Below are 26697 nucleotides of genomic sequence, written 5' to 3' on the forward strand. Positions count from 1 at the left end.
CTAGTGCTTGGCGGCGCAGTCCGGGCAGGTTCCGAAGATCTCCATCGTGTGCGAGACGTCCACATAGCCGTGCCGGCTGGCCACCTTGTCGGCCCACGACTCGACCGCCGGGCCCTCGACCTCGACCGCCCGGCCGCATTCCCGGCAGACCAGATGGTGGTGGTGGCCCTGGCTGCAGCGGCGGTAGAGATGCTCGCCGCCGGGCGGGCGCATCACGTCGATCTCGCCCGCGTCGGCCAGACCCTGCAGCGTGCGATAGACCGTGGTCAGGCCCACCCGCTCACCCCGCTCGCGCAGCCGGGCGTGCAGCTCCTGGGCGCTGTAGAAGCCCTCGGCCTCGGACAGCACGGCACTCACCGCGGAGCGCTGCTTGGTGTTGCGCTGCGCGACGTTCTGCTCGGCACTCACGATCTGACCTCCCTCGCGTGGCTGACGGCGTCGGCGACGATGTGCGCCACGTGATCGTCCACCAGCGAGTATGCGATCTCGCGGCCACGTCGTGCACCCCGGACCACCCCGGCGCCGCGCAGCACCCTCAAGTGCTGGGAGACCAGCGGCTGCGGCGCGCCGAGCTTCTCGACCAACTCGTGGACGCAGCGCTCGCCCACCCCCAACTCTGCCACGATCGCCACCCGGATCGGCGCCGACAGGGCCCGCAGCAGCTCACCGGCCGACTCGTACGCCTCGTAACCGCTCGTCGTCGTCATCGGACTCAGGCCTCCTGCAGAACGACGTCGGGCGGTTCCACCTCGCGCGGCGGCTGGGCCCGCCGGCGCACCAGCCGCAAGCCGGCGGCCCCGACGGTGATCGCGACGAAGACGGCCAGCGCGATGATCACTGTGGTGGCGCCGGGCGGGGTGTCGGCCTCGGCCGAGACGACCACACCGATCCCCGCGGCGATCAGGCCGATGGCCATCGCCGCGGCCATGGTGGTGCGGAAACCGCGGGTCACCTGCTGCGCCGCGGCCACCGGGATCACCATCAGGGCCGAGACGAGCAACAGCCCCACCGTACGCATGGCGATAGTCACCGTGACGGCAGTGGTCACCGCCATCAGCAGGTTGAGCGCGCGCACCGGCAGACCGCTGACCCGGGCGTACTCCTCGTCGTTGCAGACCGCGAACAGGGCCGGCCGGAACACCAGCATCGCGATCAGCACGGCCGCCCCGAGCACCGCGATCACCCCGATGTCCGCGGGCGACGTGGTGATCAGCGAGCCGAACAGGTATTGCACCAGGCTGTTGTTGTTGGCGTCGTTCGACAGCGCGACCAGCACCACGCCGCCCGCGATGCCGCCGTAGAACAGCAGCGCCAGCGCGAGGTCGCCGGAGGTGCGGCCGCGCTCGCGGATCAGCTCGACGCCGACCGCGCCGATCGCCGCCACGATCACCGCGCTGATCACGGGGGACTGGTTGAGCAGCAGGCCCACGCCGACGCCGGTCAGCGCCACGTGCCCGATGCCGTCGCCGATCAGCGAGAGCCGCCGCTGCACCAGATAGATGCCGAGCGCGGGCGCGGCCAGGCCGATGATCAGCGCGCCCAGCAGCGCTCGGATCATGAAGTCGTACTGGAACAGATCGATGATCTTCAGTCCTTTCTTGGGCGGCGGTGGGGCTGAGGACGGCGTCAGTTCGCCGCGATCCGGTCGGCGGGGGCCACGCAGATGCCGGCCGAGGGCTGCACGGCGTGCGGGTGCACGTGGTCGTGGTCGGGCTCGGCGTGGTGACCGGCCGGCTCGGGCGGCACGCCCTCGTGCGCGACGCGGCCCTCGTGCACCACGACGGCCCGGTCGATCAGCGGCCGCAGCGGGCCGAGCTCGTGCGCGACCAGCACGATCGTGCCGCCGTCGCCCGCGAACCGGCCCAGCGCGGCGGCGAACGCCTCCTGGCTGGCCGCGTCGACCCCGGCCGTGGGCTCGTCGAGCACCAGCAGATCGGGCTTGCCGGCCAGCGCGCGGGCGATCAGCGTGCGTTGCTGCTGGCCGCCGGAGAGCGTGGTCACCGGGTCGTTGATCCGGTCGAGCAGGCCCACGGCGGTCAGCGCGTCGCGCACGGCGGCGCGGTCGGCGGCGCCGGACGGGCGGAAGATGCCGCGCCGGGCCAGCCGCCCCGAGGCGACGACCTCACCCACCGTGGCGGGCACCCCGCTGCCCGCGCCGAGCCGCTGCGGCACGTAGCCGACGCGGGCCCAGTCGCGGAACTTGCGCTGCGGCGTGCCGAACAGGTCGATCTCGCCGTGGCCCAGCGGCACCAGCCCCAGGACCGTGCGGATGAGCGTGGACTTGCCGGAGCCGTTGGCGCCGAGGATCGCGACGACCTCGCCGGCCTGCACGGTCAGCGAGACGTCGTGCAGGATCTCGCGGCCGTCGTAGCCGACCGCGGCGTGACGCACGCTCACGACAGTCATCGTGAACACCCCAATCCGGTGGAGAGCGCGGCCAGGTTCTGCCGCATCACGGTGAAGTAGTCGCCCTTGGGGTCGACGAGCCCCTCGAGCGGGTCGAGCACGGCGGTCCTGGCGCCGACCTCGCGGGCGATGGTGTCGGCGACCGCCGGGCTGACCAGGGTCTCGAAGTAGATCGTGGTGGTGCCGGTCTCGCGGGCCTCGGTGGCCACGGCGGCCAGGCGCTGCGGCGAGGGCTCGGCCTCGGGCGAGATGCCGGTGATGCCGACCTGGTGCAGGTCGTAGCGGGCGGCCAGATAGGCGAACGCGGTGTGGCTGGTCACCAGCTCGCGGCGCGCGCAGGTCCGCAAGCCGTCGGCGAACTCGGTGTCCAGCGTCGTGAGCTCGGCGGCGAGGGCCTTGGCGCGCTCGGTGTACCCGGCGGCGTGCTCGGGGTCGGCCTGCCCGAGCCGCTCGGCCAGCTTCCCGGCGATCGTGGCCAGCCGTACGGGGTCGAGCCAGACGTGCGGATCCTCGCCGCCCTCGGCCTCCTCGTGCTCGTGGCCGTGCTCGTCCGCGCCGCCCGCGGGCAGCAGGGGCACGACCGCGGCGGCGTCGAAGCCCTTGTCCTTGGCCTCCAGGTCGATGGCCTCGTCGACGGCCGGCTGGAAGCCCTTGAGATAGACCGCGAGACCCGCGTCGGCCACCTCGCCGACCTGCCGGGGCGTGAGCTCGAGGTCGTGCGGCTCGGCGCCCGGCTTGGTGAGGTTGGTGACGCTGACCACGTCGCCTCCGATCCGCTCGCTCAGGAACTGCAGCGGGTAGAACGCCGTGACGATCTCGAACTTCCCGTCGGCCGTCTTTCCCGTCGATCCGGCCTGGTCACCGCAGCCCGCGAGGGCGACGGCCAGCACGAGCAGGGCAGGCAGGAGACGGCGGCGCATACCACCTACTGTCGCCGACAATGATAATGATTGTCAAAAGCGCATGGGTTCGCCCTACAGGGCCTTCGCCACCACGACCGCCAGCAGCAGGGCCAGGATCACCAGGCGCAGCACCCGGGTCGAGCCGGACTGCACCGGCCAGGTCGTGAACGTGAGCGCGGCCAGCCCGGCGGCCAGCACGAAGAGCAGGGCGGCGCCGACGATGCCGGGCAGGAAGAGGCCGCCCAGCATCACCACGAGGGCGATGACGAAGGCCGCCGTCGGGCTCACCCGGGACAGGCGCCGGAGCAGGTTGTCGGGTGTCACAAAGTCACTCCTCGTCGCTGCGTACCCTCGTCGCATGTTGGTGCTCAACCGCTTCCACGTACAGCCGGACACGCAGGACGGCTTCGCCGCCCGGGCGCACGCCGCGCTGGCCGCCCTGGCCGACCGCCCCGGCTATCTCTCCGGCCGGCTGACCCGCGCCCTCGAAGACCCGCAGGTGTGGACCCTGGTCACCGAGTGGGAGTCCGTCGGAGCCTACCGGCGGGCCCTGGGCGCCTTCGACGTCAAGGTCCACGGCGCCCCGCTGCTGTCCGAGTCGATCGACGAGCCGTCCGCGTTCGAGACCCTGGCCAGCGCCGAACCGGGCGGAAAGGTCGTGGTGGCCGAGAGCGACCGGGCCGCCGAGCCCTGGCGCTGACGACTACTGTTGGTGTCATGACGACGGCGCCTCATGTTCCGGTCCCGCCGCGGGGCCCGGGTGTCCAGCCGCCGTTCCCGGCCCCGCCGGTCGAGGGCAAGGGCAAGCGCCTCGGCTGGGGTCTGGGCATCGGCGCGGGCGTGCTGGTGCTTGTCTGCGGCGGGGGGCTGGCCGCGCTGATCGGCCTCGGCACCTCCATCACGGGCGCGCTCGACGAGCAGGCGCACGCCGCCGTCGACGACTATCTCACCGCGCTCCGCGACCAGCGTTTCGACCAGGCGTACGGGCTGCTCTGTGAGGATGCGCAGCAGCGCGAGACCTCGAGCGAGTTCCGCACGCGGGTCGAGGGCGAGCAGCGGATCACCGCGTGGCGGCTCGGCGATTTCAACACCGTCCGCATGATCGTGCCGGTCACCGCTACGCTCGACGGCGGCCAGGTCGACGAGCTCGAGGCCGAGCTCGACCAGAACACGTCGACGGGTCAGTTCGAGGTGTGCTCGGTCGGGGAGTAATCTCGCTGTTTGTCCCGATCACGCCCCGTGATCACCGCCACCGACGTCCCCGCCGACACCCAGCCGGCGTAGGAGGAACATGCCCGCCGACCGTATCGACTCCGTCGTCAGCCTGGCCAAGCGCCGGGGCTTCGTCTTCCCCTCCAGCGAGATCTACGGAGGAACCCGCTCGGCCTGGGACTACGGCCCGCTGGGCGTGGAGCTGAAGGAGAACGTCCGCCGCCAGTGGTGGCGTCAGATGGTCCAGCAGCGGGACGACATCGTCGGACTCGACTCCGCCGTCATCCTCGCCCGCGACGTCTGGGCCGCCTCCGGTCACCTCGACGCCTTCGTCGACCCGCTGACCGAGTGCCAGTCCTGCCACAAGCGGTTCCGCGCCGACCACCTCGAGGAGGCGTACGAGGCCAAGCACGGCTCGCTGCCGGCCTCGCTGCAGGAGCTGAACTGCCCCAACTGCGGCAACAAGGGCACCTTCACCGAGCCGAAGATGTTCAACGGCCTGATGAAGACCTACCTCGGCCCGACCGAGAGCGCCGAGGGCCTGCACTACCTGCGGCCCGAGACCGCGCAGGGCATCTTCGTCAACTACAACAACGTGGCCACCGCGGCCCGCAAGAAGCCGCCGTTCGGCATCGCGCAGATCGGCAAGAGCTTCCGCAACGAGATCACCCCGGGCAACTTCATCTTCCGGACGCGCGAGTTCGAGCAGATGGAGATGGAGTTCTTCGTCGAGCCCGGCAAGGACGAGGAGTGGCACGAATACTGGCTCCAGGAGCGCTGGAACTGGTATCTCGGGCTCGGCCTGTCCGAGTCGAACCTGCGCTTCTACGAGCACCCGAAAGAGAAGCTCTCGCACTACTCGAAGCGCACGGTCGACATCGAATACCGCTTCCAGTTCGGCGGTACGGAGTTCGCCGAGCTCGAGGGCATCGCCAACCGGACGGACTTCGACCTGTCCACCCACTCGAAGCACTCCGGCGTCGACCTCTCCTACTTCGACCAGGAGAAGCAGGAGCGCTGGGTGCCGTACGTGATCGAGCCCGCGGCCGGCCTGACCCGCGCGGTGCTGGCCTTCCTGCTCGAGGCGTACGACGAGGACGAGGCCCCGAACACCAAGGGCGGCGTCGACAAGCGCACGGTCATGCGGTTCGACCCGCGGCTGGCCCCGGTCAAGGTCGCGGTGCTGCCGCTCTCGCGCAACCCGGAGCTGTCGCCGAAGGCCAAGGGGCTCGCGGCCGACCTGCGCAAGCGCTGGATCGTCGAGTTCGACGACTCGCAGGCCATCGGCCGCCGCTACCGCCGGCAGGACGAGATCGGCACCCCGTTCTGCGTCACGGTCGACTTCGACACGCTGACCGACGACGCCGTGACCGTCCGCGACCGCGACACGATGAAGCAGGAGCGGGTCGGCCTGGCGCAGATCGAGGACTACCTGATCAAGCGCCTGCCCGGCTGCTCTTAGAAATCGAACCCGCCCGGCCGCTCGTTCCGGTCGGCGATGAGCCCGGCCAGGGTCGCCACGGCGATCTCGGCCGGGGTGCGGGCCCGGATGTTGAGCCCGATGGGCCGGTGCACCCGGGCGATCTGCTCGTCCGCGACACCCAGGGAGCGAAGGGCCGCCACGTGCGGCCCTTCCTTCTTGGGGTTGCCCATGATCCCCACATAGCGGGTCGGCGCCGCGAGCGCCTGCTTCAACACGACCCCGATCTCGCCCCGATTGTGATCGGTCAGCACGACATCGGTGTTCTCGTCGAGATTGGCCGCCGCCAGCTCCGTCACGAACCGATCCCCCCGCGCCCGCGGCGTCCCACCCAGCCGCGTCGCGTCCGGCTCCACGAGCACAGTCTGAAACCCGAGGTCAGGAGTCAGCCGAAGAATGGCCTCGGCCACCGGCGACTCGAACACGACCACTAAGCGCCGGGGCTGCTCACCATCACCCATGCCCCGACTGTGCCAGATCTCTGATCCGCGCGCGGGCTCAGCCACCGCCGCCGCTGCTGGAGGCGGCTGCTGCGGCTGCTTCGGCGTCCCATTTGCTGAGGACCACGGCCAGGACGAAGAGTTGGAGTTGGGGGGTCAGGCCGGGCAGTTCGACCTCGACGGTGCCGCCCCAGAAGCTGGTCTTGCGGATGCTGCCGACCCGGGTGTCGCCCAGCACGAACTCTTCCTCGCTGCTCCAGAAGGACTTGCGGCGGAAGTTGTAGGTCTGGCCGCCGGCCGAGACCGTCCAGTGTTTGCGGCCCACGCGCTCGGCCGAGGCGACGACAGTGTCCGAGTCGTCGACCATCGTGTATTTGCTGCCCCAGATCTTGGACCGGACCCGGAACCGGCGGCCCTCGAGCGTGAACTCGCCGCCGCTCTTCCAGGTCGACTTGTCCCACGTGGTGATCTCGCGACCACGATCGGTCACGACGTAGTTGCTGCTCCAAGCGCTGGTCTTCCGAGCCTCCATGGATTTAGGGTACGGACCCTTGGCAATTACGCTGGGGGGCGTGACTGCACCGCTCATGCTCGGCGACCATGCCGTGAACCCGCCCGTTGTGCTCGCCCCGATGGCGGGCATCACCAACGTGGCCTTCCGGCGCCTCTGTCGTGAGCAGGGCGGGGGTGTCTACGTCTGCGAGATGATCACGACGCGGGCGCTGGTCGAGCGGATTCCCAAGACGCTCAAGATGGTGGCGTTCGCCGAGGACGAGGATTTTCGCAGTCTGCAGCTCTACGGGGTCGATCCTGACGTGACCGCGGCCGCGGTGCGGATGGTGGGCGAGGACGGGCTGGCCGACCACGTCGACCTCAACTTCGGGTGCCCGGTGCCCAAGGTGACCCGGCGCGGCGGGGGCTCGGCGTTGCCGTGGCGGCGCAAGTTGTTCGGGCGGATCGTCCGGCAGGCGGTCGAGGCGGCCAAGCCGTACGGGATTCCGCTCACCATCAAGATGCGCAAGGGCATCGACGACGACCATCTGACGTACGTGGAAGCGGGTTTGATCGCCCAGGAGGCGGGCGTGGCCGCGGTGGCGCTGCACGCGCGCACGGCCGAGCAGCGGTATTCGGGGCAGGCCGACTGGGACGCGATCGCCGCGCTGAAGCAGGCGCTCGACGTGCCCGTGCTGGGCAACGGCGACATCTGGGAGGGCTCCGACGCGCTGCGCATGGTCGAGCACACCGGGGTCGACGGCGTGGTGGTCGGGCGGGGCTGCCTGGGCCGGCCGTGGCTGTTCGCCGACCTGGAGGCCGCCTTCACGCAGGGCGCCGACTACAAGCCGGTGCTGCCGGTGCTGGGCGAGGTCACCAAGATCATGTCGCGGCACGCGGAGCTGCTGGTCGACGCGCTGGGCGACGAGAAGCACGGCTGCGCCGACTTCCGCAAGCACATCGCCTGGTATTTGAAGGGCTTCCCGGTCGGCGGCGAGCTGCGCCGGCGGCTCTCGATGGTCGCGTCGCTGGCCGAGCTGGACGATCTGCTGGGCAAGCTCGACCCGGGCGAGCCGTTCCCGGTGGGCGAGCTCGGTCAGCCGCGCGGGCGGGTCAACGCGCCGGGCAAGGTCTCCCTGCCGCACGGGTGGCTCGAGAGCCGCGACGACGACACCGTGCCCGAGGGCGCCGAGATGGAGAACAGCGGCGGCTAGCGCCGGGCGATCACGGCCGTGGCCAGCAGCGGCAGAGCGCACAGGGCGAACAGCGTGGCCAGCGGCAGGTCGACGGCGAAGGCCGCGTAGAGCAGCACGGCGAAGACCTCGCCGCCGAAGCCCGCCACCGAGAGCACGGTGCTGCGGGCCGGGCCGGTGATCGTGTCCTGCAGGCGGGTCTCGGCGCGGATGATCGAGTATTCGAGCAGGCCGAACGCCACCGAGACGACGAGCATGCCGGTCAGGTGGGGGATCAGCGCGCCCGCGGCGACCGCGGCAGCGGCGATCGTCAGGGCGGCCGGCAACGGGAAGCTGCGGGCGGCCAGCGCGCTGCCCGCGGCCATGGCCAGGGCGGTCACGGCGTAGAGCAGCGGCACCTGGGCGATCGAGGCGCCCTTGTCCGCCGACAGCAGCGGCAGGTATTCGTCGAGCGCGGTGAAGCCGGGCACGAGGGCGGCCACGAGCACGGCCAGACCGATGCGCCGGTTGCCGACGGCCTCGCGGACGCCGCCGCGCAGCAGGGTCCAATAGGAGGGCTCATCCTCGTCGTCGGTGGCCGCCCGGGTCTCCGGCAGGCGCAGCGCGAGCCCGGCCCCGGCCAGCTTGAACGCCACGCTCAAGCCGCCGACCAGGGCATACCCGCCGACGGACCAGGCCGGGGCGGCGATCAGCGTGGCACCCAGCATGGCCAGGATCGCGATGGTGTTGGCGCGGCCTATGAGGCGGGCGTAAAGATCTGCCTGGTCCAGCTCGTCGTAGACCAGGGCCTCCAGCGACCCCGACGACAGCGACCCGCCCAGCCCCCACAGCACGAAGCCCAGCGCGAACCCGGCGTACGACGGCCACAGGAGCCACGTCAGGAAGCCGGCCGCGGTGACCAGTTCGCCCAGCGCGTACAGCCGCTTGCGGGACCAGGCGTCGGCGAGCGCGCCGGACGGGACCTCGGCGGCGAACGCCACCACCGACCAGATCGCGAACAGCGACGACACCTGGGCAGTGGAAAGACCGGTGTCGGCGAAGAGCAGCGCATACACCGGGTAGAGCGGGACGGCCTCGGAACAGGCCCGCACCGCATAGAAGGTTCAGCGTCAACGTGGGGGAGACATGCCCTCAGTCTGCCCTGCCCGTCAACCCAATTCGGCCTCGTCGGCGGCGGCCCGGCCCGACTCCCACCCTTCGAGGCTGTCGATCCGGCTTCCGCGGGCTCGAACCGTACGGGGGAACGCCTTTTGCATGACCTCGCGAACCTGCACGTCGCGGTTGCGCAGCACCGGCAACAGGTCGGAGTGTGACTGCAGCGCCTCCCGAGTGACCTGCGCCAGCCGCTCGCCGATCCGGATCGCGTACGCCACCAAAAAGCTGCGCCGGAACGCCTTGATCCGCGCCTTGCCCTTGGCCGGCTCGTCGCGCGACATGGCCCGGTTCGCCTGCACCAGCAGCGACGTGTAGAGCAGCTCGACGCCGTCGATGTCCGCGTCGAAGCCGAACACCGTCGAGAAGCCCAGCTCGGGCGACCACACCGTGTGGCAGTGATTGGCCCGGGCCACCGCGTCGAGCAGGCTCGCCTTCTCACTCTCGTACGGGTGATCCACGCCGATCCGCCGCGCGAACGGCACCACCTCGGCCCTGTCCGCGCTGGTCAGGGCCTCCTCGATGCTGTGCCGGGCGATCAGCTCCTGGGCCTTGGCCGAATACGCCTCGGCCTCGGCCGGGAAGTCGGTCGACTCCGCCTTGGCCAGCAGTGCCCGCACCCGTTCGAGAATCTTGTTGTCCGATTTGTCGGCGACGGCCCCGGGCGGCGGGATCAGCACCTCGATCACCGGCAGCCGCCGCAGCTCGATCAGCAGGCCGAGCGACGAGTCGATCAGGCTGATCCTGTCCGGCCGGCGTCGGGTCGCCCCCGGCAGCCGCGCGACCTGCTCCTGCCAGCGCGAGTCAACATCGGCAAAGCGTTTCCCGTACGCCGTGGCGCCGTCCGCGACCAGCGCCGCCTTCACCGGATCGCCCAGCCGGGCCACCACCCGGTGCAGCTCGGCCGGCTGCCACCCGCCCTTGAAGAGCCGCTCGAACGCGTCGCGCAGGCTCGCCCCGAGCGCGGCGTCGACCTCGGCCGCCGGCGCCACGGTCAGCGCGTCGAGCCCGGCCTCATATCCGATCGCGCCGCCGGCCACGTCCCGCACGATCTCCTGCACTGACACAGGTAAAAACAGTAGAGCGCGGAAAGGGAGGGCCCGGAACGGCCCTCCCTTTCCGCATCGGAGATGACGGTTTTAGACGTCCATGTCGTTCTCGATGCGCTTGAGCTGGTGCCGGGCCATGGCCAGATTCGACCGGTCGCGGCGCAGGGCCACATAGAGGAACAGGCCCTTGCCGGCCCGGCTGGTCAGCGGGCGGATCAGGTGATACTGCGTGTCGAGGGTGATCAGGATGTCCTCGATCTTCTCGGTGATGTTGAGCATCTCCATCGCGCGCAGCTTGGCCCGCACCACATCGGTGTTGCCGGCCGCGGCGACCGTCAGGTCGAGGTCCTTGCCGCCGCCCACGGTGCCGAGGGCCATGCCGCTCGTGTGGTCGACCAGGGCGACGCCGACGGCGCCGTCGATCTCCATGATCTCTTTGAGTGCGGTGTCCATGTCGGCCATGGAATTGTCCTCCAGTGCGGTGGGATGGCGGTCCGTTCGTGATGGCGGACCGTTCGAAACATGCGGGCTAGCCCGCGGCCTGCCGCCGGCGGGCGTTGGTCGACAGGCTGGCCATCGGCGTGCGCCGGGCCAGAGGGCTCGGTGGTCCCGCCTGCTGCGGGATCTCCGGGCGAGGGCGTGGGTTCTCCAACCTCAGGATCCGGACGAGGCGGCGGACGCAGCGGCGCGCCTCGAGGTGCACCATGGCCAGGTTCGCGTCGCCCGAGGTGACCAGGGTGAGCAGGGCGTTGGGGCCTGCCGTGTATGAGGTTATGTAGCCGCGATCGCACTCCACCACGCTTTCGCGCAGATCGCCGTGATTGACGGCATGTGCGAAGCGGCGGGCCAGTGCGAGGTGGGCCGCGGCCAGCGCGGCGATGCTGTCCGGCTCGATGTCGTGCGCGTCGTGCGCGACCACCAGCCCGTCGGTGGTGGCGAGCACGCTGCCGGAGAGTTCGTGCAGCCGGCCTCGCAGGCGGTCGAGCTCCTCGAGCACCGCCGGATCCACCGTCATCCTCGGTCTCTCCTTCTCCCTCGGGGGTGCGCGTGTCACCGCAAGGCCCTCAGTGCGGTGCGAATGCGCTTGAGCAGGACTTCGTCGGTGCCCTGATGCACCGGCGGGGGCTCGCCGGCGACCTCCTTGGGCAGCCGGGCCCCGGGTTTGCGGCGGGCCAGGCGGGGCGGCGGTCGATAGAGCGCCTGGGTGGCCGCGCTCTCATCGGGCACCGAATGGCGCGGGGGATCCGTTTTGTCCGGTACTGGCGCGGTGGCTCGGGCCTCCACAACCATGGGCTGCGCCTCCACCACCACGGGCTGCGCCTCCTGAACCACCGGCGGTCGCTGCACGTCAACGGCCGTGCCCCGCGCCCGGGGCAGCCGCACGAGCTCCGGCCCGGGCGCCGGTTTCTCGGGCAGCTCGATCAGCCCCATCGCCGCCATCCGGCGCAGCTCCTGCACGCAGGCGAACCCGGCCTTGCCCAGCAGCAGAGCCAGATCGGCCGGCGTACGCTGCCCGTCCGCGTGCACGAGCAGCTCCCACTGCAGGGCGGTGAGCGAGATCCGCTCGCGGGGCGGCCGGGTCGCCGGGGCGATCGCCGTCGTGTCGACCCGCGCGTCCGGGAAGATTTCGTCGAGGATGCGCACCCGTCGCGCCACCTCGTCGGTGACCGCCACCGGGTCGACGTGCACGACCGGGCCGAGCCAGTGCGTCGCCCCGGTCAGGAAGTCGACCTGGGCCGCGCCGGCCGCGAGCGCGAAGTACGCCGCGTCATAGATCGCCCCGAGCACGCACATCTCGAGCTCACCCCGGGTCAGGTGGCCCTGCTCGACCAGCAGCCGCCCGACCCGCGCGGTGGAGGTGCCCAGGTCGAGCGCGTTCTGCCAGGTGCGCCCGGCCAGCCGGCCCGACGCCGTGAGCAACTCGCCGACGCCGGGGGCGGCCGGCGACTCGGCGTAGATGACCTGGCCCTCGAGGACGTAGACCGCGCCGCCGGGGTGGCCGCCGACCACCAGCACGCCGGTCTGCCGCTCGCCGGCCACCTGCGTGAGCAGGCGCCCCGGCGAGACGGTCTTCGAGGCTGTCAAAACCACTCCCGTTCCCATCAGGTAGCGACGAGCTCGTCGGCGAGCTTCTGCATGCGGCGGCGGGCCACCGCGAGGTTGCCCTGCACCCGGTCGAGCCAGACGTAGAGCACCAGCCGGCTGTCGAAGTCGGTGTGCACCAGCCGCAGCAGGTGATAGCCGCCGGCGGTCGTGATGATCAGATCTTCGAGCAGGTCGTGCGGCAGGGCCGAGACGAACAGCGATCGGCTGGTGGCCGCCTGCACCACGTCGGCCGTCCCCGCCGCCGCGGCCTGGTGATCGGAGTTCGGTGCGGCTCCCGTCGTGGCGACCGGGAAGCCGGTGGTGTAGTCGACGAGGCTGGCGCCGACCGCGCCAGGGATCGCCATGGCCTCCTGTAGACAATGATCGACGCCGGGCACTTCTTCTCCTCAGCGCTGCGCTGCTCCCGCCGGGCCGTGCATCATTGCCGCGGTCCTCGGCGAGCCTCCGGTCGGCGCCGGCGCCACCCCGCTGGATCACGTGGCCTCGCCGTCACCGTGGGCCATCCTCTGACCACACCGCGGCAGCTAGTCGCACCCCATGTGCGTCATGGTCGGCGGCCGTGGCGACCACGCCCGTGGGCAGGCATTTCGTCTCCCGATCGCGCGTAAACGGCGGGCCGGCTCCAGACCTGCCACCGGGCCCAGCCAATGCCGCTCGCCCGGCACGAAACGCACCGGGGCCGCGGCCGACTGCAACAGCTCGTGCGTGGCGTCCGCGATCGCCGCCACCAGCCGCAGCGCCAGCTCGTGCTGCCCGATCAACCCGTCGCGCAGCAGCAGCCGCCCGACCCGATGCGCGCCGCGGCCCTCGGCCAGCGCCCGCCGCCAGACCGCGGCCGGGATGCGGCCCGACGCGACGAGGCGGTCGCCGATGCCGGGGCAGGCCGGGGTCTCGGCGTACGCGATCCGCCCGGCCACCAGATAGAGGACACCACCCGGGTGCCCGTCGATGTGCAGCGCGCCGGTGCGCGCGGACTCACCCAACTCCGTCAGCAGGCGCCGCAGACTCGCGGTGGCCGGTGAACCTGGAATCACGCAGTCATCCTCAGCGGCATCGAGGGCCGTCGTCGGACCGTCAGTGCGCTGTTACCGACGGGGTCTAATGGAGGCAGGCGCGTAACATGATCGCCACTTTTCGATGAAGGAGAGATGGATGCCGAGCCAATGGGAGCAGATCGTCGTCGACGCGGAGGACCCCGCGCGGCTCGCTCGCTGGTGGGCCGAGGCGCTCGGCTACGTGATCGTGCACGAGCAGCCCGACGAGGTGGAGATCCGCCGCGGCGCCGACCAGCTGCCAGGCCTGCTCTTCGGCCGCGACCCCGAGGTCAAGAAGGTCAAGAACCGGCTGCACATCGACCTGCGCCCGGACGACCAGGAGGCCGAGGTGGAGCGTCTGCTCGACATGGGCGCCCGGCACGCCGACATCGGCCAGGGCGACGACGTGCCCTGGGTCGTGCTGGCCGACCCCGAGGGCAACGAGTTCTGTGTCCTCTCCTCGAGGAGCCGCTTAGGCTGATCACATGACGGCGTTCGACGCCCAGCGGTGGATTCCCGAACCGGCCAAGGACAGCGGATACGGACGAACGCCCTACCAGCGCGACCGCGCCCGGGTGCTGCACTCGGCCGGGTTCCGCCGGCTCGCCGCCAAGACCCAGGTGCACACCGCGGGCTCGGACGACTTCCTGCGGACGCGCCTGACCCACTCGCTCGAGGTGGCGCAGATCTCCCGCGAGATGGGCGAGCGGCTCGGCTGCGACCCCGACGTGGTCGACGTGGCCGGGCTCGCCCACGACCTGGGCCACCCGCCGTTCGGCCACAACGGCGAGGCGGCGCTGCACGTCGTGGCCGAACCCTGCGGCGGCTTCGAGGGCAACGCCCAGACGCTGCGGGTGCTGACCCGGCTCGAGGCCAAGGTGCCCGGGGCCGGGCTCAACCTGACCCGGGCGTCGCTCGACGCGAGCTGCAAATACCCCTGGGAGCGGCAGCCGGGACGGCGCAAGTTCGGGGTGTACGCCGACGACCGCCCGGTCTTCGACTGGATCCGCGGGGCCGAACCGGGTGAGCGGCGCTGCATCGAGGCGCAGGTGATGGACTGGGCCGACGACGTGGCCTATTCCGTGCACGACGTCGAGGACGGCGTGCACGGCAACTACCTGGCGCTGCGGCCGCTGATCGAGGACGCCGGCGAGCGGGCCGCCCTGTGCGCCGACGTGGCCGAGGTCTACTCCGACGAGCCGGTCGGCGAGCTGGCCGCCGCCCTCGATCAACTGCTGGCCGACCCGGTGGTGACCGAGGTCGCGGACTACGACGGCAGCTACCGGGCCCAGGTCGGCCTCAAACGGATGACCAGCGTGCTGACCGGCCGTTTCGTGGCTTCGGCGGTCGGCGCGACCCAGAGCCGGTTCGGCACCGATCCCGTACGCCGGTACGCCGCCGACCTGATCGTGCCGCGAACCGTGCGTAATCAGTGCGCGCTGCTCAAGGGCATGGCGTTGCGCTACGTGATGCGGACGCGAGCGGCCGAGGAGTGGTACGAGCGGCAGCGTGTCATCCTGGTCGAGCTGGTGCAGGCCCTCATGCGTACGCCGGACGCTCTTGATCCGATCTTTGCGCCCCTCTTCGAGGCAGCGGAGAGTGACGCCGAGGCGCTGCGCGTCGTGATCGACCAGGTGGCGTCGCTCACCGACACGGCCGCGGTGAGCTGGCACGGGACCCTGGTGGCAGCGCGCGCCTGACACGAGGCAGGATGTATGCCGTGGCGGGCAGGGTCAAGGACGAAGACATCGCACTGGTCCGCGACCGCACGTCGATCGCCGACATCATCAGCGAGTCGGTGACGCTGCGGCCCGCGGGCGGTGGCAACCTCAAGGGCCTGTGCCCCTTCCACGACGAGAAGACCCCGTCGTTCACGGTGGCGCCTGCCCGAAATGTTTATTATTGCCACGGTTGTGGCGTGGGCGGCGACGCGATCAAGTTCCTGATGGATGCCGAGCATCTGTCGTTCATGGAGTCGATCGAGCGGCTCGCCGGGCGTGCGGGCGTGCAGCTGCGCTACGACGAGACGGGCGCGCCGAGCGGGCCCCGGCCACAGACCGGGCAGCGGCAGCGGCTGCTGGCCGCGCACGCCGCCGCGACCGACTTCTATCGCGACCAGCTCGGCACCCCGGGCGCGCGCAAGGCCCGGCAGTTCCTGGCCGAGCGCGGCTTCGGGCGTGACGCGGCCGAGCGGTACGGCTGCGGGTTCGCCCCCGACTCGTGGGACGCGCTGGCCAAGCATTTGCGGCAGAAGGGCTTCACGGCCGACGAGCTGAACACCGCGGGGCTGACCAAGCCGGCCCGGTCGGGCTCGATGATCGACCGGTTCCGGCGGCGGCTGCTGTGGCCGATCCGCGACCTGTCGGGCGACGTGATCGGCTTCGGCGCGCGCAAGCTGTTCGACGACGACGACGGCCCGAAATATCTGAACACGCCCGAGACGCCGCTCTACAAGAAGTCGCACGTGCTCTACGGCATCGACCACGCCAAGCGCGAGATCGCCAAGCGGGGCCGGGCGGTGATCGTCGAGGGGTACACCGACGTGATGGCCTGCCACGAGGCCGGCGAGCCGACGGCGGTGGCCACCTGCGGCACGGCGTTCGGCATCGACCACATCGGGGTGCTGCGCCGCCTGCTGATGGACAGCGACAGCTTCACCGGCGAGATCATCTATACGTTCGACGGCGACGCGGCGGGGCAGAAGGCGGCGTTGCGGGCCTTCGAGGAGGATCAGCGCTTCGTCGGGCGGACGTTCATCGCCGTCAGCCCCGACAACATGGACCCGTGCGAGCTGCGGCTGGCCAAGGGTGACCTGGCCGTCCGCGACATGATCGCCGGGCGGGAGCCGCTGGTCGACTTCGCGTTGCGGCAGACGCTGGCCAAGTTCGATCTCGACACGGTCGAGGGCCGGGTCGACGCCATGCGCCGCGCCGCCCCGCTCATCGCCAAGATCAAAGACCGGGAGAAGCGGCCCGAGTACGCCCGCAAGCTCGCCGGCGACCTGGGCATGGATCTCGAGCCGGTGCAGCGGGCCGTGGCGTCGGCCATGCGCGGCTCCGACGTGGCCGACGCCCGGCCCGCCCCGCAGGCCGCCGAGGCGCCGCAGCGGCTGGTCGAACGCGAGTCGCTCAAGCTCGCGCTGCAGGAACCGGTGCTGGCCGGCCCGATGTTCGACGTCGTCGGCGCCGAGAACTACGCCGACCCGGTCTATCAGGCGGTGCGCACGGCGATCGAGGCCGCCGGGGGCGCGTCGTCGGTGTCGAGCGGTGGCGTGGTCTGGATCGAGAAGGTGCGCGACAGCTGCACCGACCTGGCCGGGCAGGGCATGATCTCGCAGCTCGCGGTCGAGCCGCTGCGCGTCGACGGGGCCGTGGAGCCCTACTACGTGCAGATCACGCTGGCCCGGCTGCAGATGGGCGCGGTGACGACCCGCATCCGCGACCTCAAGTCCAAGGTGCAACGGCTCAACCCGGTGGCCAACAAGGACGCCTACCTCGCCCTGGCCGGCGAGCTCTTCTCGCTCGAACAGCAGGCCCGGGCCCTGCGCGACCAGGCGGCAGGTGGACTGTGAACTTCCTTCGGCGCAAGCCCTCCCTCCCGGCGGCCCTCAAGCCGCAGCTCGACAAGGAGGAGCGGGTCGTGGCGTGGGCGCTGGTCTCCGACGAGCGGGCCGTGGTGGCGACGAACCACGGGCTGTGGCTGCCCGGTTCCCCCGCCGGCTCCTCTTCTGGCGGCTCCGCTCCCGCCGGCTCCTCTTCGGCCGGCTCCCGTCCGGCCGGCTCCTCGGCTCGCCGCCTGGGCTGGCATGAGATCCACAAGGCGGCCTGGTCGGGGCGCGAGCTGCGGATCACCCCGGCCGAGCAGGCCGAGGAGCGCGACGGTTACGCCGTGCTCGTGGACGGCCCGATCCAGAGCTTCCTGCTGCTCGAACCCGGCCAGCTGCCCGACCAGGTGCGCACCCGGGTGACCAGGTCGGTGGCCTACACGACGCACCATCCGCTGCCGTCGGGCGCGGGCGGGGTGCGGGTGGTCGGCCGCCGCGTGCCGGGGCGGAACGGGTTGAGCTGGGCGGTTCGCTACGACTCGGGCACACCGGTGACCCTCCCTGCCGTGATCGAGCTGACTGACGAGCTGGTGGCCACCGCCCAAGGCACGATGGCCGCCCCAGAATAGGGCCGCCCCAACCGGGCTCCCGAGTTATCCACAATCCCGGGTTGTCCACAGGCCCCCGCGCAAGATCGCCGCTTTTCGGTCATGATGATCCCGTGGCGGTGGCCCCCCTGGGAGGGCGGGTTTTTTATCCGGGGACTAGTACACCGTGACGCTGTTGTTGCACATGCCGTAGCGGCATGTGGTGGGGTCGGGGCACCACAACACGGAAGGCTCCGTCTGCGATGTACCCCTCCCTCACGCCTCCCCGGCAGGTCAAGATCGGTGATGCCGCCGCGTTCGCCGGGACAACCCCACGCGCCATCCGCCACTACCACGAGATCGGTCTGCTGCCGGAGCCCGAGCGCGGCGGGGACGGCCGCCGCCGCTACGGCTACGAAGACATGACCCGCCTGCTGTGGATCCGCAAGATGGCGGATGCCGGTATCAGCCTGGATGACATGCGGGTCGCCTTCGACGAAGCCCGGGACGAAGCCCTGGACGAAGCCCGGGACCAAGCCCCGGGTATCGAGTCGGTCCTGGCCCGCCTGGAGGAGACCTTGGCGGCGCAGGAGGCCGCCGTCAAACGCCGGCGCGCGGCTGTCCAGCGCCTGCAGGCGGTGGGCAGCCCGCTGGGGCTGCTCTCGGAACTGGTCACGGACCGGCTCAGCGACCTGCCCGCGGGCGCGTTGCGCCACTCGGATCTGGACACCCTGTTGGTCACTGAACGGATCTTCGGGCCGCTGGGCGCCGCCATCCAGGCCGGCACGTTCATCATGCTGGCCACCCACCCCGGCCTGCGGGCCGAGGAGGATCGTCTGGAGGCGGCCGAGGCCGCCCTCGACGACGGCGTCGAACCCGACGACCCGCGCGTCGAAGAGCTCGCCGTGCAGCGCTGCGCTCACCTGATGGCCCTGAATCGAGCCATCGAGGCGGCTGGTCTCGACGCGGACGAGGAGAGGATCTTCGAGGGCTATGACGCCGATCTGACAGGGGATGAGGGCGCGAAGCTGAGTGCCGCCGCGGCGATCACCAAGCTGCCGTACGACTTCTCGCCTGCTCGGATGCGCTGCGTGGAACTCGCTGGGCGGCTTTTCGGCGACGCCCTGGCCAACGCCTGCTCCCCGGACAACTGATCGCCTGTGCCGGTGGGAAAAGCGGTCGTTTCTGTCGTACCCCCTCTCTAGGGTCGTCAGCGTGGACTCCCTGATACACGCGCGCGGCCTGATCAAACGGTTCGGCGATTTCACCGCGGTCGACGGCATCGACGTCGACGTCCGGCGGGGCGAGGCGTTCGGCTTCCTCGGGCCCAACGGGGCGGGCAAGAGCTCGACCATGCGCATGATCGGGTGTGTCTCCCCGCCCAGCGAGGGCGTGCTCGAGATCCTCGGCCTGGATCCGCGGCGCGACGGTCCCAAGATCCGGGCCAAGCTCGGCGTCTGCCCCCAGCTCGACAACCTCGACATCGAGCTCACCGTGCGGGAAAACCTGACGACCTACGCCCGCTTCTTCGGCATCGCGCGCAAGGAGGCCCGCCGCCGCGCCGACGAGCTGCTCGAGTTCGTGCAGCTGTCCGAGCGCGCCGACAGCAAGGTCGAGCCGTTGTCGGGCGGCATGAAGAGGCGGCTCACGATCGCCCGCGCGATGGTCAACCAGCCCGAGATGGTGCTGCTCGACGAGCCCACCACCGGCCTCGACCCGCAGGCCCGCCACCTGGTGTGGGAGCGGTTGTTCCGGCTCAAGCAGCAGGGCGTGACGCTGGTGCTGACCACCCATTACATGGATGAGGCGGAGCAGCTCTGCGACCGCCTGGTGGTGATGGACGGCGGCCGCATCGTCGCCGAGGGGTCGCCGCGGGCGCTGATCGAGCAGTATTCGACGCGCGAGGTCGTCGAGCTGCGCTTCAACACCGAGGATCAGGCGGCCTACGCCGACAAGCTGGCCGGCATCGGCGAGCGGCTCGAGGTGCTGCCCGACCGCGTCCTGCTCTACGTCGACGACGGCGACGGCGCGGCCGACGAGGTCAACCGCCGCTCGCTCAGCCCGGCCAGCGTGCTCGTGCGGCGCAGCAGCCTGGAGGACGTCTTTCTGCATCTCACCGGCCGGACGCTGGTCGACTGATGACGGCCACGCTCTCCGTTCTGGAATATCACCTGGTCAACTATCGCCGCACCTGGCGCTCGAGCGCCTTGTCGACGTTGGTCATGCCGTTGCTGACGCTGCTCGGGTTCGGCGTCGGCGTCGGGGCCTACGTGCGGGGCGGCGTCGAGGGCGTGCCCTACATCGACTGGATCGTGCCTGGCCTGATCGCGTCGACGGCCATGCAGGCGGCGTTCGGCGAGGCCACCTGGCCGGTGCTGAGCTATTTCGAGTGGCTCAAGGTCTATTTCGCGCAGGCCGCGGCGCCGCTGCGGGTGGCCGACATCATCGGCGGCCATCTGGCCTTCATGCTGTTCCGGGTGCTGCTCACCGCGGCGGCGTTCCTCGCGATGGCGGCCGCCTTCGGCACGCTGCATTCGTGGTGGGCGCCGATGACCCTGCTGGTGGCGCTGCTGGTCGGCATGGCCTCAGCCGCCCCCACGATGGCCTATGCGGCCAGCATCACCAGCGACAGCTATCTGATCATCCTGATGCGGTTCGCGGTGCTGCCGATGTCGCTGTTCTCCGGGGTGTTCTTCCCGGTCGAGTCGCTGCCCCTGCTGCTGCAGTGGGTGGCATACGTGTTCCCGTTGTGGCACGGCGTCGAGCTGAGCCGTGACGCGATGCTCGGCCTCGACCCGGGGGCGCTCGGGGTGGTGCACGTGGCCGTGCTGCTGGCCTGGTGCGTCGCCGGCTGGCTGCTGGTCAACGCCCGTTTCCGTCGCCGGCTGGTGGTGTGATCATGGTGAGTCTGGTGATGCCGCGGCTGCTGTCCTTCGAGGGCACGGGGCGCCGCGCGGCCTCGGTGACCGAGCGCAACATCTCGACGCTGCGCTCGGCGTACTGGGTGGTCATGGTGTCCGGCTTCCTCGAGCCGGTGCTCTATCTGTTCTCGATCGGGGTCGGCGTGGGCGCGCTGATCGGCGACATCACGCTGCCCGGGGGCGAGGTGGTGGGTTACGCCGAGTTCGTGGCCCCGGCCATGCTCGCGGCGTCGGCGATGACCGGGGCGCTGGCCGAGACGACGTTCAACTTCTTCGGCAAGATGAAGTTCGTCCGGCTCTACGAGGGCATTCTGGCCACCCCCGTCCGCCCGATCGAGATCGCGCTGGGCGAGCTGGCCTGGGCGATGGTCCGCGGCGTGATCTATTCGGCCGCGTTCGTGGTCATCATGACGCTGATGGGCCTCACCACGTGGTCGCGCGCGCTGGTCATGCTGCCCGCCACGCTGCTGGTGGGCCTGGCCTTCGGCGCGCTGGGCATGGCCGTGGCGACGATCATCCGCAGCTGGCAGGATTTCGACCTCATCGCGGCCGGTCAGTTCGCCCTGTTCCTGTTCTCGGGCACCTTCGTCCCGCCCACGGCCTATCCGGCGGTCGTGCGCTGGCTGATCGAGATCACTCCGCTTTACCGCTCGGTCGACCTGATCCGGGCGTTGAGCACCGGCACGACGGGCTGGCTGCAGCTGCTCGACGTGGCTTATCTGCTGGCCCTGATGGCGCTCGGCCTGACCGTGGCCGGCCGGCGGATGGCGAAGCAGCTCTGCAAATAAGAGCGAGGCAAATGAGAGCGAGGCAAATAAAGCGACGCAAATAAGCGCAGATGGTGAACGGTGACGTTCCCGAACGGGGAGAAGGTGGTTAGGGGCGGCTCGTGGCGGGCATCACGGGATCAGGTCGTTGTCGCATGTCACGGAGCCCGGGGCGGCGTGCGAGGCGGACCTGATCAAGGACCGTGTGCCTGGAGGAACCCGATGAAGCTGCGCCACAAGCACGACGATGAGAAGGCGAGCTCCGCCGACGCCGAGAAGGCCCGCGGCAAGGGAGCCGAGGACTACGACGTGGCCGCGGCCACCAGCACCCGGACGGGCGAGGACAAGGAGCCCAACCTCTCCGCCCCGTCGCCCGACGCCGGTCCGGACAGCCCGACCCAGCTCAAGGGCAAGGGCCTGTTCGCCGCGGTGAAGCGCACGTTCAAGCAGTTCTCCGAGGACAACGTCTCGGACTGGGCGGCCGCGCTGACGTACTACGGCGTGCTGTCGATTTTCCCTGGTGCCGTCGTGCTCGTGTCGATTCTCGGCCTGCTCAGCGACAACGGCCAGGAGACCGTGAAGGACACGGTCAGCGAGATCGCTAACAATCAGCAGATCGAGGACCTGGTCGGCACGGTGATCGACCAGGTTCAGGGCACCGGCGGCGCCGGGTTCGCCGCGATCATCGGTGTGCTCCTGGCGTTCTGGTCGGCCTCGGGTTATGTGGCCGCCTTCATGCGCGCCTCCAACGCCGTCTACGACGTGCCCGAGGGCCGCCCGATCTGGAAGACGCTGCCCATCCGGGTCGGTGTCACCGCGGTCATCGGCCTCATGCTGATCGTCTCCGCGTTCATCGTCATCTTCACCGGCGACCTGGCCCAGGTGGTCGGCGACCGGATCGGCCTCGGCGACGCGGCCGTGACGACCTGGAACATCGCCAAGTGGCCGGTGCTGATCATGCTGGTCAGCCTGATGTTCGCCATCCTCTACTGGGCGTCGCCGAACGCCAAGACCGGCGGGTTCCGCTGGGTCAGCCCGGGCGGCATCTTCGCCGTGGTGCTGTGGCTGATCGCGTCGGCCGGGTTCGCGATCTACCTGGGCAACTTCGCCAACTACGACAAGACGTACGGGACCCTGGGTGGTGTCATCGCCTTCCTCGTCTGGCTGTGGATCTCGAACATCGCGATCCTGCTCGGGGCCGAGCTCGACGCCGAGCTGGAACGCGGGCGGGCGATCGCGGCCGGCCACGACCCGTCGGACGAGCCGTTCCTCGAACTGCGCGACGATCGCAAGATCAAGAAGGGCAGCGAGCAAGGGTTGAGCACCAACTAAGACGAGCAAGATCTCGAGCCCCCGGCGCGGAAACGCCGGGGGCTCACGTGTGTCCGGCGCCGGAAACACACCTAGGTCAACGGCCGATAACAAACCCAACTTTTGCTCCAAGAGACAAAAGTTTGCGATGATCTTCGAGAAGGTATGGACTCCCGAGGCACAACGCGCCTACTGTGACCGTCACAACACCGAAGGGTTACCCCGGTGTTAAGCGCCTCCGGAGGTCTTTCGTGCACGTGGCCGATGCTCCCCACCTGCGGGTTTTGCGCCTGCTGCGCGACGAAGGACCGGTGTCGCGCGCCGAACTGGGGGATCGACTCGAGCTGACTCGCCCGCGCCTGCTGGCCGAGGTCGAGCGGCTCGTCGCGGCGGGCCTGATCGCCGAGGCCGGCATGGCCGCCTCGCGCGGCGGCCGCCGGTCGACGCTCGTCGAGCTCGACCCCCGACTCCGTTTCGCCGCCGTCGACCTGGGCGCCAGCTCGATCGACATAGAGGTCACGAACGGACGGCTCGAGCCGGTCGCGACCTATCGCGAGACCGCCGACATCCGCTCGGGGCCGAGGACCATACTGCAACGGGTCAATGAGCTGCTGCACAAGGCGCGCACCGACGGGGCGTACGAGCGGCTCGACGCGGTCGGCATCGGCGTTCCCGGCCCGGTGAGCTTCCGCGACGGCGTCCCCGTGTCGCCCCCGATCATGCCCGGCTGGGACAGATATCCCGTACGGGAGCTGCTGGCCCGGGAACACGGGTGCCCCGCCGTCGTCGACAACGACGTGAACATCATGGCGATCGGCGAGCGGCACGGCGGCGTCGCGCACTCGGTCGACGACTTCCTCTTCGTCAAGATCGGCACGGGCATCGGCTGCGGCATCCACCTGGGTGGCACGGTCTATCGCGGGGTCGACGGCTGCGCGGGCGACATCGGGCACATCCAGGTCGATGCGAACGGACCGGTCTGTTCGTGCGGCAACACCGGCTGCCTGGAGGCCCTGTTCAGCGGCTTCGCCCTGGGCCGGGACGCCATCGCGGCCGCCCGCTCGGGTGAGTCGCCGGCCCTGGCCGAGCGGCTTGCCGCCGCGTTGAGCCTGGCCGAGAGCCAGAGCGACGACGACCAGTCCGAGCCCGTCGTCACGATCACCGCCCGCGACGTCGCCGAGGGCGCCGCCGAGGGTGACGTCACCTGTATCCGACTGATCCGCGAGGGCGGCCGCCGCGTCGGCGGGGTGCTGGCCACGCTGGTCTCCTTCTCCAACCCTTCGATGATCGTCATCGGCGGCGGCCTGGCCCTGCTCGGGCACGTGCTGCTGGCCGAGATTCGCAGTGTGGTCTACCGCCGGTCGCTGCCCCTGGCCACCGGCAACCTCCCCGTTGTCCTTTCGGAGCTGGGCAGCCGGGCCGGCGTCACCGGCGCCGCCGTGCTGGCCAGCGACACGGCTTTCGAGCAGGCATCATGACCATTCCCGCCCCGCGTGAAGACCTCAAATCCGATGACCAAGTGCCGGCGACGCCGGAGCAGAACGACGGCGACAGCCCCCGAGACGTGGTTCTGCGCCTCACCGATGTGGTGAAGACCTTCCCGGGCGTACGGGCCCTCGACGGCGTGTCGCTCGAGGTGCGCGCCGGCGAGGTGCACTGCCTGCTCGGGCAGAACGGTGCCGGCAAGTCCACGCTGATCAAGACGCTGGCCGGGGTGCACCACGCCGACGGCGGCGAGATCACCTGGCTCGGTGAGCCGTTCGCGCCGGCCACCCCGCAGGCCGCCATGCGCGCCGGCATCGCCACCATCTATCAGGAGCTCGACCTCGTCGACGACCTGTCGGTGGCCGAGAACGCCTTCCTCGGACACGAGGACGCCCGCCTCGGCTTCACCCGCCGGCGGTCCACGGCGCAGAAGACCCGCGAGATCCTGTCCCGCCTGGGCCACCCGGAGATCCCGCCGCGGACCCACGTGCGTGACCTGCCCGCGGCGGGCAAACAGATCGTCAGCATGGCCCGTGCGCTCTCGCACGACGCCAAGCTGATCGTCATGGACGAGCCCAGCGCTGTGCTCGCTCATGACGAAGTGGACAATCTGTTCCGCATCATCCAGGGCCTCACCGCCCAGGGGATCGCGGTCATCTACATCTCGCACCGGCTCGAGGAGATCCGCGAGATCGGCGACCGGGTCACCGTGCTCAAGGACGGCCGCACCACCGCGGCCAACCTGCCGGCCCGCAGCACACCGACGCGTGACCTGGTGAGCCGCATGACCGGCCGATCCATCGAGTACGTCTTCCCGCCGCGCCGCACGCTCGAGGCGCGCGACCCGCTGCTCGTCGTCGAGGGGCTGAGCCGCAAGGGCGAGTTCGCCGACGCCAGCCTCACGGTCGCGCCGGGCGAGATCGTCGGCATCGCCGGCCTGGTCGGCTCGGGCCGGTCCGAGCTGCTGGAGACCATCTTCGGCGCGCGCCGGGCCGACTCCGGCACGGTCACGCTCGACGGCCAGCGGATCACCGGGGTCGGCCGGGCGGTGCGCAAGGGCATGGGCATGGCCCCCGAGGAGCGCAAGAGCCAGGCGCTGCTGCTCGACGAGCCGGTCTACAAGAACATGACGCTCGCGTCGTTCAGCGGCTTCGCCAAGGCCGGGTTCACCGACGCGGGCGGCGAGCGCCGGGCCGCCGAGAAGACGGCCGACCTGCTCGAACTGCGGCCGCGCGACGTCACCCGCCCGGTGCGCACGCTCTCGGGCGGAAACCAGCAGAAGGTGGTGGTCGGGCGCTGGCTGCTCGACGACACCAAGCTGCTGCTGCTCGACGAGCCCACCCGCGGCGTCGACGTCGGCGCCCGGGCCGAGCTCTATCAGGTGATTCAAGACCTGGCCGAACGTGGCGTCGGGGTGCTGCTCGTCTCGAGCGAGGTGCCCGAGGTGCTCGGCCTGTCCGACCGCGTGCTGGTCATGCGGGAGGGCCGGATCGTCCGAGAGGCGCCGGCGCCCGAGATCGACGAGGACACCGTTCTCGACCTCGTCATGTCGGGTTCGCTCACGACTGAGTCCATTCTGGAAGGGGAGCCAGCATGACAACCCAGACGGCGCCCCCGGAGGCGCCCGCCAAGCAGGAACGCCGCAAGCTCGACGAGAACACCCTGCGCAACCTGGGTCTCGTCGGCGTGCTGATCCTCCTGATCATCGTCGGCATCGCGACGAAGCCCGACCTCTACAGCGACCCGACCTGGGTCAAGAACAACTTCCTGACGATCCTGCAGCAGGCGTCGGCGATCGGCGTGGTCACGGTGGGCATGACCTTCGTGATCATCGGAGGCGGCATCGACCTGTCCGTCGGGGCGATCGTCGCCATCGCCGGAGTCTGGTCCACCACGCTCGCGACCCAGAGCTACGGGGCCGGCGGCATGATCTTCACGGCGATCATCGTCGGCACCGCCGTCGGGCTCATCAACGGCTTCCTGATCGCGTACGGGAGGCTGGTGTCCTTCATCGCGACGCTGGCGATGATGGTCGCGGCTCGGGGCCTGGCCGCGCAGATCTCCGGCAAGCAGACCCAGATCTCGACCAACTCCACGATCAACGACATCGCCAGCACCCGCCCGCTCGGCATCCCGCTGCTGGTGTGGATCCTGGCCGCCGTCGTGATCGTGGGCTGGGTGCTGCTCAACCGCACCACGTTCGGCCGGCGCACGGTGGCCGTCGGTGGCAACCCCGAGGCGGCCCGGCTCGCCGGCATCAACGTCAAGCGGCACACGATGCTGCTGTTCGCGCTGTCCGGCCTGTGCTGCGGCATCGCCGCGATCATGCTCACGTCGCAGGCGACCAGCGCGCAGGCCGCCATGGCGAACCTCTACGAACTCGACGCGATCGCCGCGGCGATCATCGGCGGCACGCTGCTCAGCGGTGGCCGCGGCACCATCGTCGGCGCGCTCTTCGGCGTGCTGGTGTTCTCCACCATCACCAACCTGTTCGCCATCAACAACCTCCCCACCGAGGTTCAGAACATGGTCAAGGGCGGGATCATCGTGGCCGCCGTCCTGATCCAGCAGTTCCGGTTCCAATCGCTCACCCAATTGTTCAAGCGCTGATCTCTT

The 26697-nt window shown here is 70.4% G+C and carries 31 protein-coding genes; 16 read left to right on the forward strand and 15 right to left on the reverse strand.

Annotation, left to right across the window (positions count from 1 at the left end):
- Genes JKJ07_RS17895 through JKJ07_RS17920 form a run of 6 tightly spaced genes read right to left on the reverse strand, consistent with a single transcriptional unit; the run spans position 1 to position 3632 of the window.
- Entirely contained in the window at positions 1-408 is a 408-nt protein-coding gene (locus JKJ07_RS17895; protein WP_438871416.1) for a Fur family transcriptional regulator, read from the reverse strand.
- Complete coding sequence (locus tag JKJ07_RS17900) at positions 405-707, reverse strand: ArsR/SmtB family transcription factor (protein WP_133872604.1); 303 nt, start codon at positions 705-707, stop codon at positions 405-407. The genes JKJ07_RS17895 and JKJ07_RS17900 overlap by 4 nt, the downstream gene beginning before the upstream one ends.
- Positions 708-712: 5 nt before the next feature.
- Positions 713-1582, reverse strand: coding sequence for a metal ABC transporter permease (locus tag JKJ07_RS17905; protein ID WP_202993289.1), 870 nt, complete (start codon positions 1580-1582; stop codon positions 713-715).
- A gap of 44 nt (positions 1583-1626) precedes the next feature.
- The gene (locus JKJ07_RS17910; RefSeq protein ID WP_202992732.1) at positions 1627-2406 is read right to left on the reverse strand and encodes a metal ABC transporter ATP-binding protein; all 780 of its coding nucleotides are present in this window, start codon (positions 2404-2406) and stop codon (positions 1627-1629) included.
- Positions 2403-3326 (reverse strand): metal ABC transporter substrate-binding protein, encoded by a 924-nt coding sequence (locus tag JKJ07_RS17915; protein ID WP_202992733.1) that lies wholly within the window; start codon positions 3324-3326, stop codon positions 2403-2405. Before JKJ07_RS17915 ends, JKJ07_RS17910 begins: the two co-directional genes overlap by 4 nt.
- A gap of 54 nt (positions 3327-3380) precedes the next feature.
- Complete coding sequence (locus JKJ07_RS17920; protein WP_307834313.1) at positions 3381-3632, reverse strand: DUF6703 family protein; 252 nt, start codon at positions 3630-3632, stop codon at positions 3381-3383.
- A gap of 34 nt (positions 3633-3666) precedes the next feature.
- Between JKJ07_RS17920 and JKJ07_RS17925 the strand changes: the two genes are divergently transcribed.
- The 3 genes from JKJ07_RS17925 to JKJ07_RS17935 all read left to right on the forward strand — a co-directional run bounded on the left by JKJ07_RS17925 (position 3667) and on the right by JKJ07_RS17935 (position 5982).
- Positions 3667-4008, forward strand: a complete 342-nt coding sequence (locus tag JKJ07_RS17925; RefSeq protein ID WP_202992735.1) for an antibiotic biosynthesis monooxygenase family protein — start codon at positions 3667-3669, stop codon at positions 4006-4008.
- A 17-nt stretch (positions 4009-4025) separates the two neighbouring features.
- On the forward strand, positions 4026-4520 hold the full coding sequence (locus tag JKJ07_RS17930) for a hypothetical protein (RefSeq protein ID WP_202992736.1): 495 nt from the start codon (positions 4026-4028) through the stop codon (positions 4518-4520).
- Positions 4521-4599: 79 nt separating this feature from the next.
- Positions 4600-5982, forward strand: coding sequence for a glycine--tRNA ligase (locus JKJ07_RS17935; RefSeq protein WP_202992737.1), 1383 nt, complete (start codon positions 4600-4602; stop codon positions 5980-5982).
- Here JKJ07_RS17935 and JKJ07_RS17940 read toward each other — a convergent pair.
- Entirely contained in the window at positions 5979-6461 is a 483-nt protein-coding gene (locus tag JKJ07_RS17940) for an XdhC family protein (protein ID WP_202992738.1), read from the reverse strand. The genes JKJ07_RS17935 and JKJ07_RS17940 overlap by 4 nt on opposite strands.
- A gap of 37 nt (positions 6462-6498) precedes the next feature.
- A complete protein-coding gene (locus JKJ07_RS17945) occupies positions 6499-6972 on the reverse strand; it encodes a hypothetical protein (protein ID WP_236029303.1) in 474 nt (157 codons plus the stop codon).
- Positions 6973-7027: 55 nt separating this feature from the next.
- Here JKJ07_RS17945 and dusB point away from each other — a divergent pair, with 55 nt between their 5' ends.
- On the forward strand, positions 7028-8146 hold the full coding sequence (dusB, locus tag JKJ07_RS17950; RefSeq protein WP_202993291.1) for a tRNA dihydrouridine synthase DusB: 1119 nt from the start codon (positions 7028-7030) through the stop codon (positions 8144-8146).
- Here the strand turns inward: dusB and JKJ07_RS17955 are convergent.
- From JKJ07_RS17955 to JKJ07_RS17985, 7 genes are all read right to left on the reverse strand, one after another.
- A complete protein-coding gene (locus JKJ07_RS17955) occupies positions 8143-9216 on the reverse strand; it encodes an MFS transporter (RefSeq protein ID WP_202992739.1) in 1074 nt (357 codons plus the stop codon). The genes dusB and JKJ07_RS17955 overlap by 4 nt on opposite strands.
- 57 nt (positions 9217-9273) lie before the next feature.
- Positions 9274-10344 carry a DUF2786 domain-containing protein gene (locus JKJ07_RS17960; protein ID WP_202992740.1) on the reverse strand — a complete coding sequence of 357 codons (1071 nt, stop codon included), beginning with the start codon at positions 10342-10344 and terminating at the stop codon, positions 9274-9276.
- Between the two features lie 72 nt (positions 10345-10416).
- Positions 10417-10788, reverse strand: a complete 372-nt coding sequence (locus JKJ07_RS17965) for a hypothetical protein (protein ID WP_202992741.1) — start codon at positions 10786-10788, stop codon at positions 10417-10419.
- Between the two features lie 67 nt (positions 10789-10855).
- Entirely contained in the window at positions 10856-11341 is a 486-nt protein-coding gene (locus tag JKJ07_RS17970) for a roadblock/LC7 domain-containing protein (RefSeq protein ID WP_202992742.1), read from the reverse strand.
- A 35-nt stretch (positions 11342-11376) separates the two neighbouring features.
- Positions 11377-12411: a DUF4388 domain-containing protein gene (locus tag JKJ07_RS17975; protein ID WP_202992743.1), complete on the reverse strand. Its 1035-nt coding sequence runs from the start codon at positions 12409-12411 to the stop codon at positions 11377-11379.
- A 17-nt stretch (positions 12412-12428) separates the two neighbouring features.
- On the reverse strand, positions 12429-12776 hold the full coding sequence (locus tag JKJ07_RS17980) for a hypothetical protein (protein WP_236029304.1): 348 nt from the start codon (positions 12774-12776) through the stop codon (positions 12429-12431).
- 180 nt (positions 12777-12956) lie between these two features.
- Positions 12957-13466: a DUF4388 domain-containing protein gene (locus JKJ07_RS17985; RefSeq protein ID WP_202992745.1), complete on the reverse strand. Its 510-nt coding sequence runs from the start codon at positions 13464-13466 to the stop codon at positions 12957-12959.
- Positions 13467-13584: 118 nt separating this feature from the next.
- Here JKJ07_RS17985 and JKJ07_RS17990 point away from each other — a divergent pair, with 118 nt between their 5' ends.
- From JKJ07_RS17990 to JKJ07_RS18045, 12 genes are all read left to right on the forward strand, one after another.
- Positions 13585-13947: a VOC family protein gene (locus JKJ07_RS17990; RefSeq protein ID WP_202992746.1), complete on the forward strand. Its 363-nt coding sequence runs from the start codon at positions 13585-13587 to the stop codon at positions 13945-13947.
- Between the two features lie 4 nt (positions 13948-13951).
- A complete protein-coding gene (locus JKJ07_RS17995; RefSeq protein ID WP_202992747.1) occupies positions 13952-15166 on the forward strand; it encodes a deoxyguanosinetriphosphate triphosphohydrolase in 1215 nt (404 codons plus the stop codon).
- An 11-nt stretch (positions 15167-15177) separates the two neighbouring features.
- Positions 15178-17037 (forward strand): DNA primase, encoded by a 1860-nt coding sequence (gene dnaG, locus JKJ07_RS18000; RefSeq protein ID WP_202992748.1) that lies wholly within the window; start codon positions 15178-15180, stop codon positions 17035-17037.
- Positions 17034-17639 carry a hypothetical protein gene (locus JKJ07_RS18005; RefSeq protein WP_202992749.1) on the forward strand — a complete coding sequence of 202 codons (606 nt, stop codon included), beginning with the start codon at positions 17034-17036 and terminating at the stop codon, positions 17637-17639. Before dnaG ends, JKJ07_RS18005 begins: the two co-directional genes overlap by 4 nt.
- A 221-nt stretch (positions 17640-17860) precedes the next feature.
- Positions 17861-18751 carry a MerR family transcriptional regulator gene (locus JKJ07_RS18010; protein ID WP_202992750.1) on the forward strand — a complete coding sequence of 297 codons (891 nt, stop codon included), beginning with the start codon at positions 17861-17863 and terminating at the stop codon, positions 18749-18751.
- A 61-nt stretch (positions 18752-18812) separates the two neighbouring features.
- Positions 18813-19736, forward strand: coding sequence for an ABC transporter ATP-binding protein (locus JKJ07_RS18015; protein WP_202992751.1), 924 nt, complete (start codon positions 18813-18815; stop codon positions 19734-19736).
- Positions 19736-20494: an ABC transporter permease gene (locus tag JKJ07_RS18020; RefSeq protein ID WP_202992752.1), complete on the forward strand. Its 759-nt coding sequence runs from the start codon at positions 19736-19738 to the stop codon at positions 20492-20494. The genes JKJ07_RS18015 and JKJ07_RS18020 overlap by 1 nt, the downstream gene beginning before the upstream one ends.
- Before the next feature lie 2 nt (positions 20495-20496).
- Entirely contained in the window at positions 20497-21306 is an 810-nt protein-coding gene (locus tag JKJ07_RS18025; protein WP_202992753.1) for an ABC transporter permease, read from the forward strand.
- A gap of 201 nt (positions 21307-21507) precedes the next feature.
- Positions 21508-22617, forward strand: coding sequence for a YihY/virulence factor BrkB family protein (locus JKJ07_RS18030; protein ID WP_202992754.1), 1110 nt, complete (start codon positions 21508-21510; stop codon positions 22615-22617).
- A gap of 230 nt (positions 22618-22847) precedes the next feature.
- Positions 22848-24074, forward strand: a complete 1227-nt coding sequence (locus JKJ07_RS18035) for an ROK family transcriptional regulator (protein ID WP_202992755.1) — start codon at positions 22848-22850, stop codon at positions 24072-24074.
- Complete coding sequence (locus JKJ07_RS18040) at positions 24071-25678, forward strand: sugar ABC transporter ATP-binding protein (protein ID WP_202992756.1); 1608 nt, start codon at positions 24071-24073, stop codon at positions 25676-25678. The genes JKJ07_RS18035 and JKJ07_RS18040 overlap by 4 nt, the downstream gene beginning before the upstream one ends.
- Positions 25675-26691, forward strand: coding sequence for an ABC transporter permease (locus tag JKJ07_RS18045; RefSeq protein ID WP_202992757.1), 1017 nt, complete (start codon positions 25675-25677; stop codon positions 26689-26691). Before JKJ07_RS18040 ends, JKJ07_RS18045 begins: the two co-directional genes overlap by 4 nt.
- Positions 26692-26697: the final 6 nt, after the last annotated feature.

This window comes from Paractinoplanes lichenicola, assembly GCF_016785085.1.
GTDB classification, from domain to species: Bacteria; Actinomycetota; Actinomycetes; order Mycobacteriales; family Micromonosporaceae; genus Actinoplanes; species Actinoplanes lichenicola.

Excerpts from the sequence above, each read along its gene's own strand:
- JKJ07_RS17900 (WP_133872604.1), bottom strand. The coding sequence starts at position 707 with ATGACGACGACGAGCGGTTACGAGGCGTACGAGTCGGCCGGTGAGCTG.
- JKJ07_RS17910 (WP_202992732.1), bottom strand. The coding sequence starts at position 2,406 with ATGACTGTCGTGAGCGTGCGTCACGCCGCGGTCGGCTACGACGGCCGC.
- JKJ07_RS17915 (WP_202992733.1), bottom strand. The coding sequence starts at position 3,326 with ATGCGCCGCCGTCTCCTGCCTGCCCTGCTCGTGCTGGCCGTCGCCCTC.
- JKJ07_RS17925 (WP_202992735.1), top strand. The coding sequence starts at position 3,667 with ATGTTGGTGCTCAACCGCTTCCACGTACAGCCGGACACGCAGGACGGC.
- JKJ07_RS17930 (WP_202992736.1), top strand. The coding sequence starts at position 4,026 with ATGACGACGGCGCCTCATGTTCCGGTCCCGCCGCGGGGCCCGGGTGTC.
- JKJ07_RS17935 (WP_202992737.1), top strand. The coding sequence starts at position 4,600 with ATGCCCGCCGACCGTATCGACTCCGTCGTCAGCCTGGCCAAGCGCCGG.
- JKJ07_RS17940 (WP_202992738.1), bottom strand. The coding sequence starts at position 6,461 with ATGGGTGATGGTGAGCAGCCCCGGCGCTTAGTGGTCGTGTTCGAGTCG.
- JKJ07_RS17945 (WP_236029303.1), bottom strand. The coding sequence starts at position 6,972 with ATGGAGGCTCGGAAGACCAGCGCTTGGAGCAGCAACTACGTCGTGACC.
- dusB (WP_202993291.1), top strand. The coding sequence starts at position 7,028 with ATGCTCGGCGACCATGCCGTGAACCCGCCCGTTGTGCTCGCCCCGATG.
- JKJ07_RS17965 (WP_202992741.1), bottom strand. The coding sequence starts at position 10,788 with ATGGCCGACATGGACACCGCACTCAAAGAGATCATGGAGATCGACGGC.
- JKJ07_RS17970 (WP_202992742.1), bottom strand. The coding sequence starts at position 11,341 with ATGACGGTGGATCCGGCGGTGCTCGAGGAGCTCGACCGCCTGCGAGGC.
- JKJ07_RS17980 (WP_236029304.1), bottom strand. The coding sequence starts at position 12,776 with ATGGCGATCCCTGGCGCGGTCGGCGCCAGCCTCGTCGACTACACCACC.
- JKJ07_RS17990 (WP_202992746.1), top strand. The coding sequence starts at position 13,585 with ATGCCGAGCCAATGGGAGCAGATCGTCGTCGACGCGGAGGACCCCGCG.
- JKJ07_RS17995 (WP_202992747.1), top strand. The coding sequence starts at position 13,952 with ATGACGGCGTTCGACGCCCAGCGGTGGATTCCCGAACCGGCCAAGGAC.
- dnaG (WP_202992748.1), top strand. The coding sequence starts at position 15,178 with ATGTATGCCGTGGCGGGCAGGGTCAAGGACGAAGACATCGCACTGGTC.
- JKJ07_RS18010 (WP_202992750.1), top strand. The coding sequence starts at position 17,861 with ATGTACCCCTCCCTCACGCCTCCCCGGCAGGTCAAGATCGGTGATGCC.
- JKJ07_RS18020 (WP_202992752.1), top strand. The coding sequence starts at position 19,736 with ATGACGGCCACGCTCTCCGTTCTGGAATATCACCTGGTCAACTATCGC.
- JKJ07_RS18025 (WP_202992753.1), top strand. The coding sequence starts at position 20,497 with ATGGTGAGTCTGGTGATGCCGCGGCTGCTGTCCTTCGAGGGCACGGGG.
- JKJ07_RS18030 (WP_202992754.1), top strand. The coding sequence starts at position 21,508 with ATGAAGCTGCGCCACAAGCACGACGATGAGAAGGCGAGCTCCGCCGAC.
- JKJ07_RS18040 (WP_202992756.1), top strand. The coding sequence starts at position 24,071 with ATGACCATTCCCGCCCCGCGTGAAGACCTCAAATCCGATGACCAAGTG.
- JKJ07_RS18045 (WP_202992757.1), top strand. The coding sequence starts at position 25,675 with ATGACAACCCAGACGGCGCCCCCGGAGGCGCCCGCCAAGCAGGAACGC.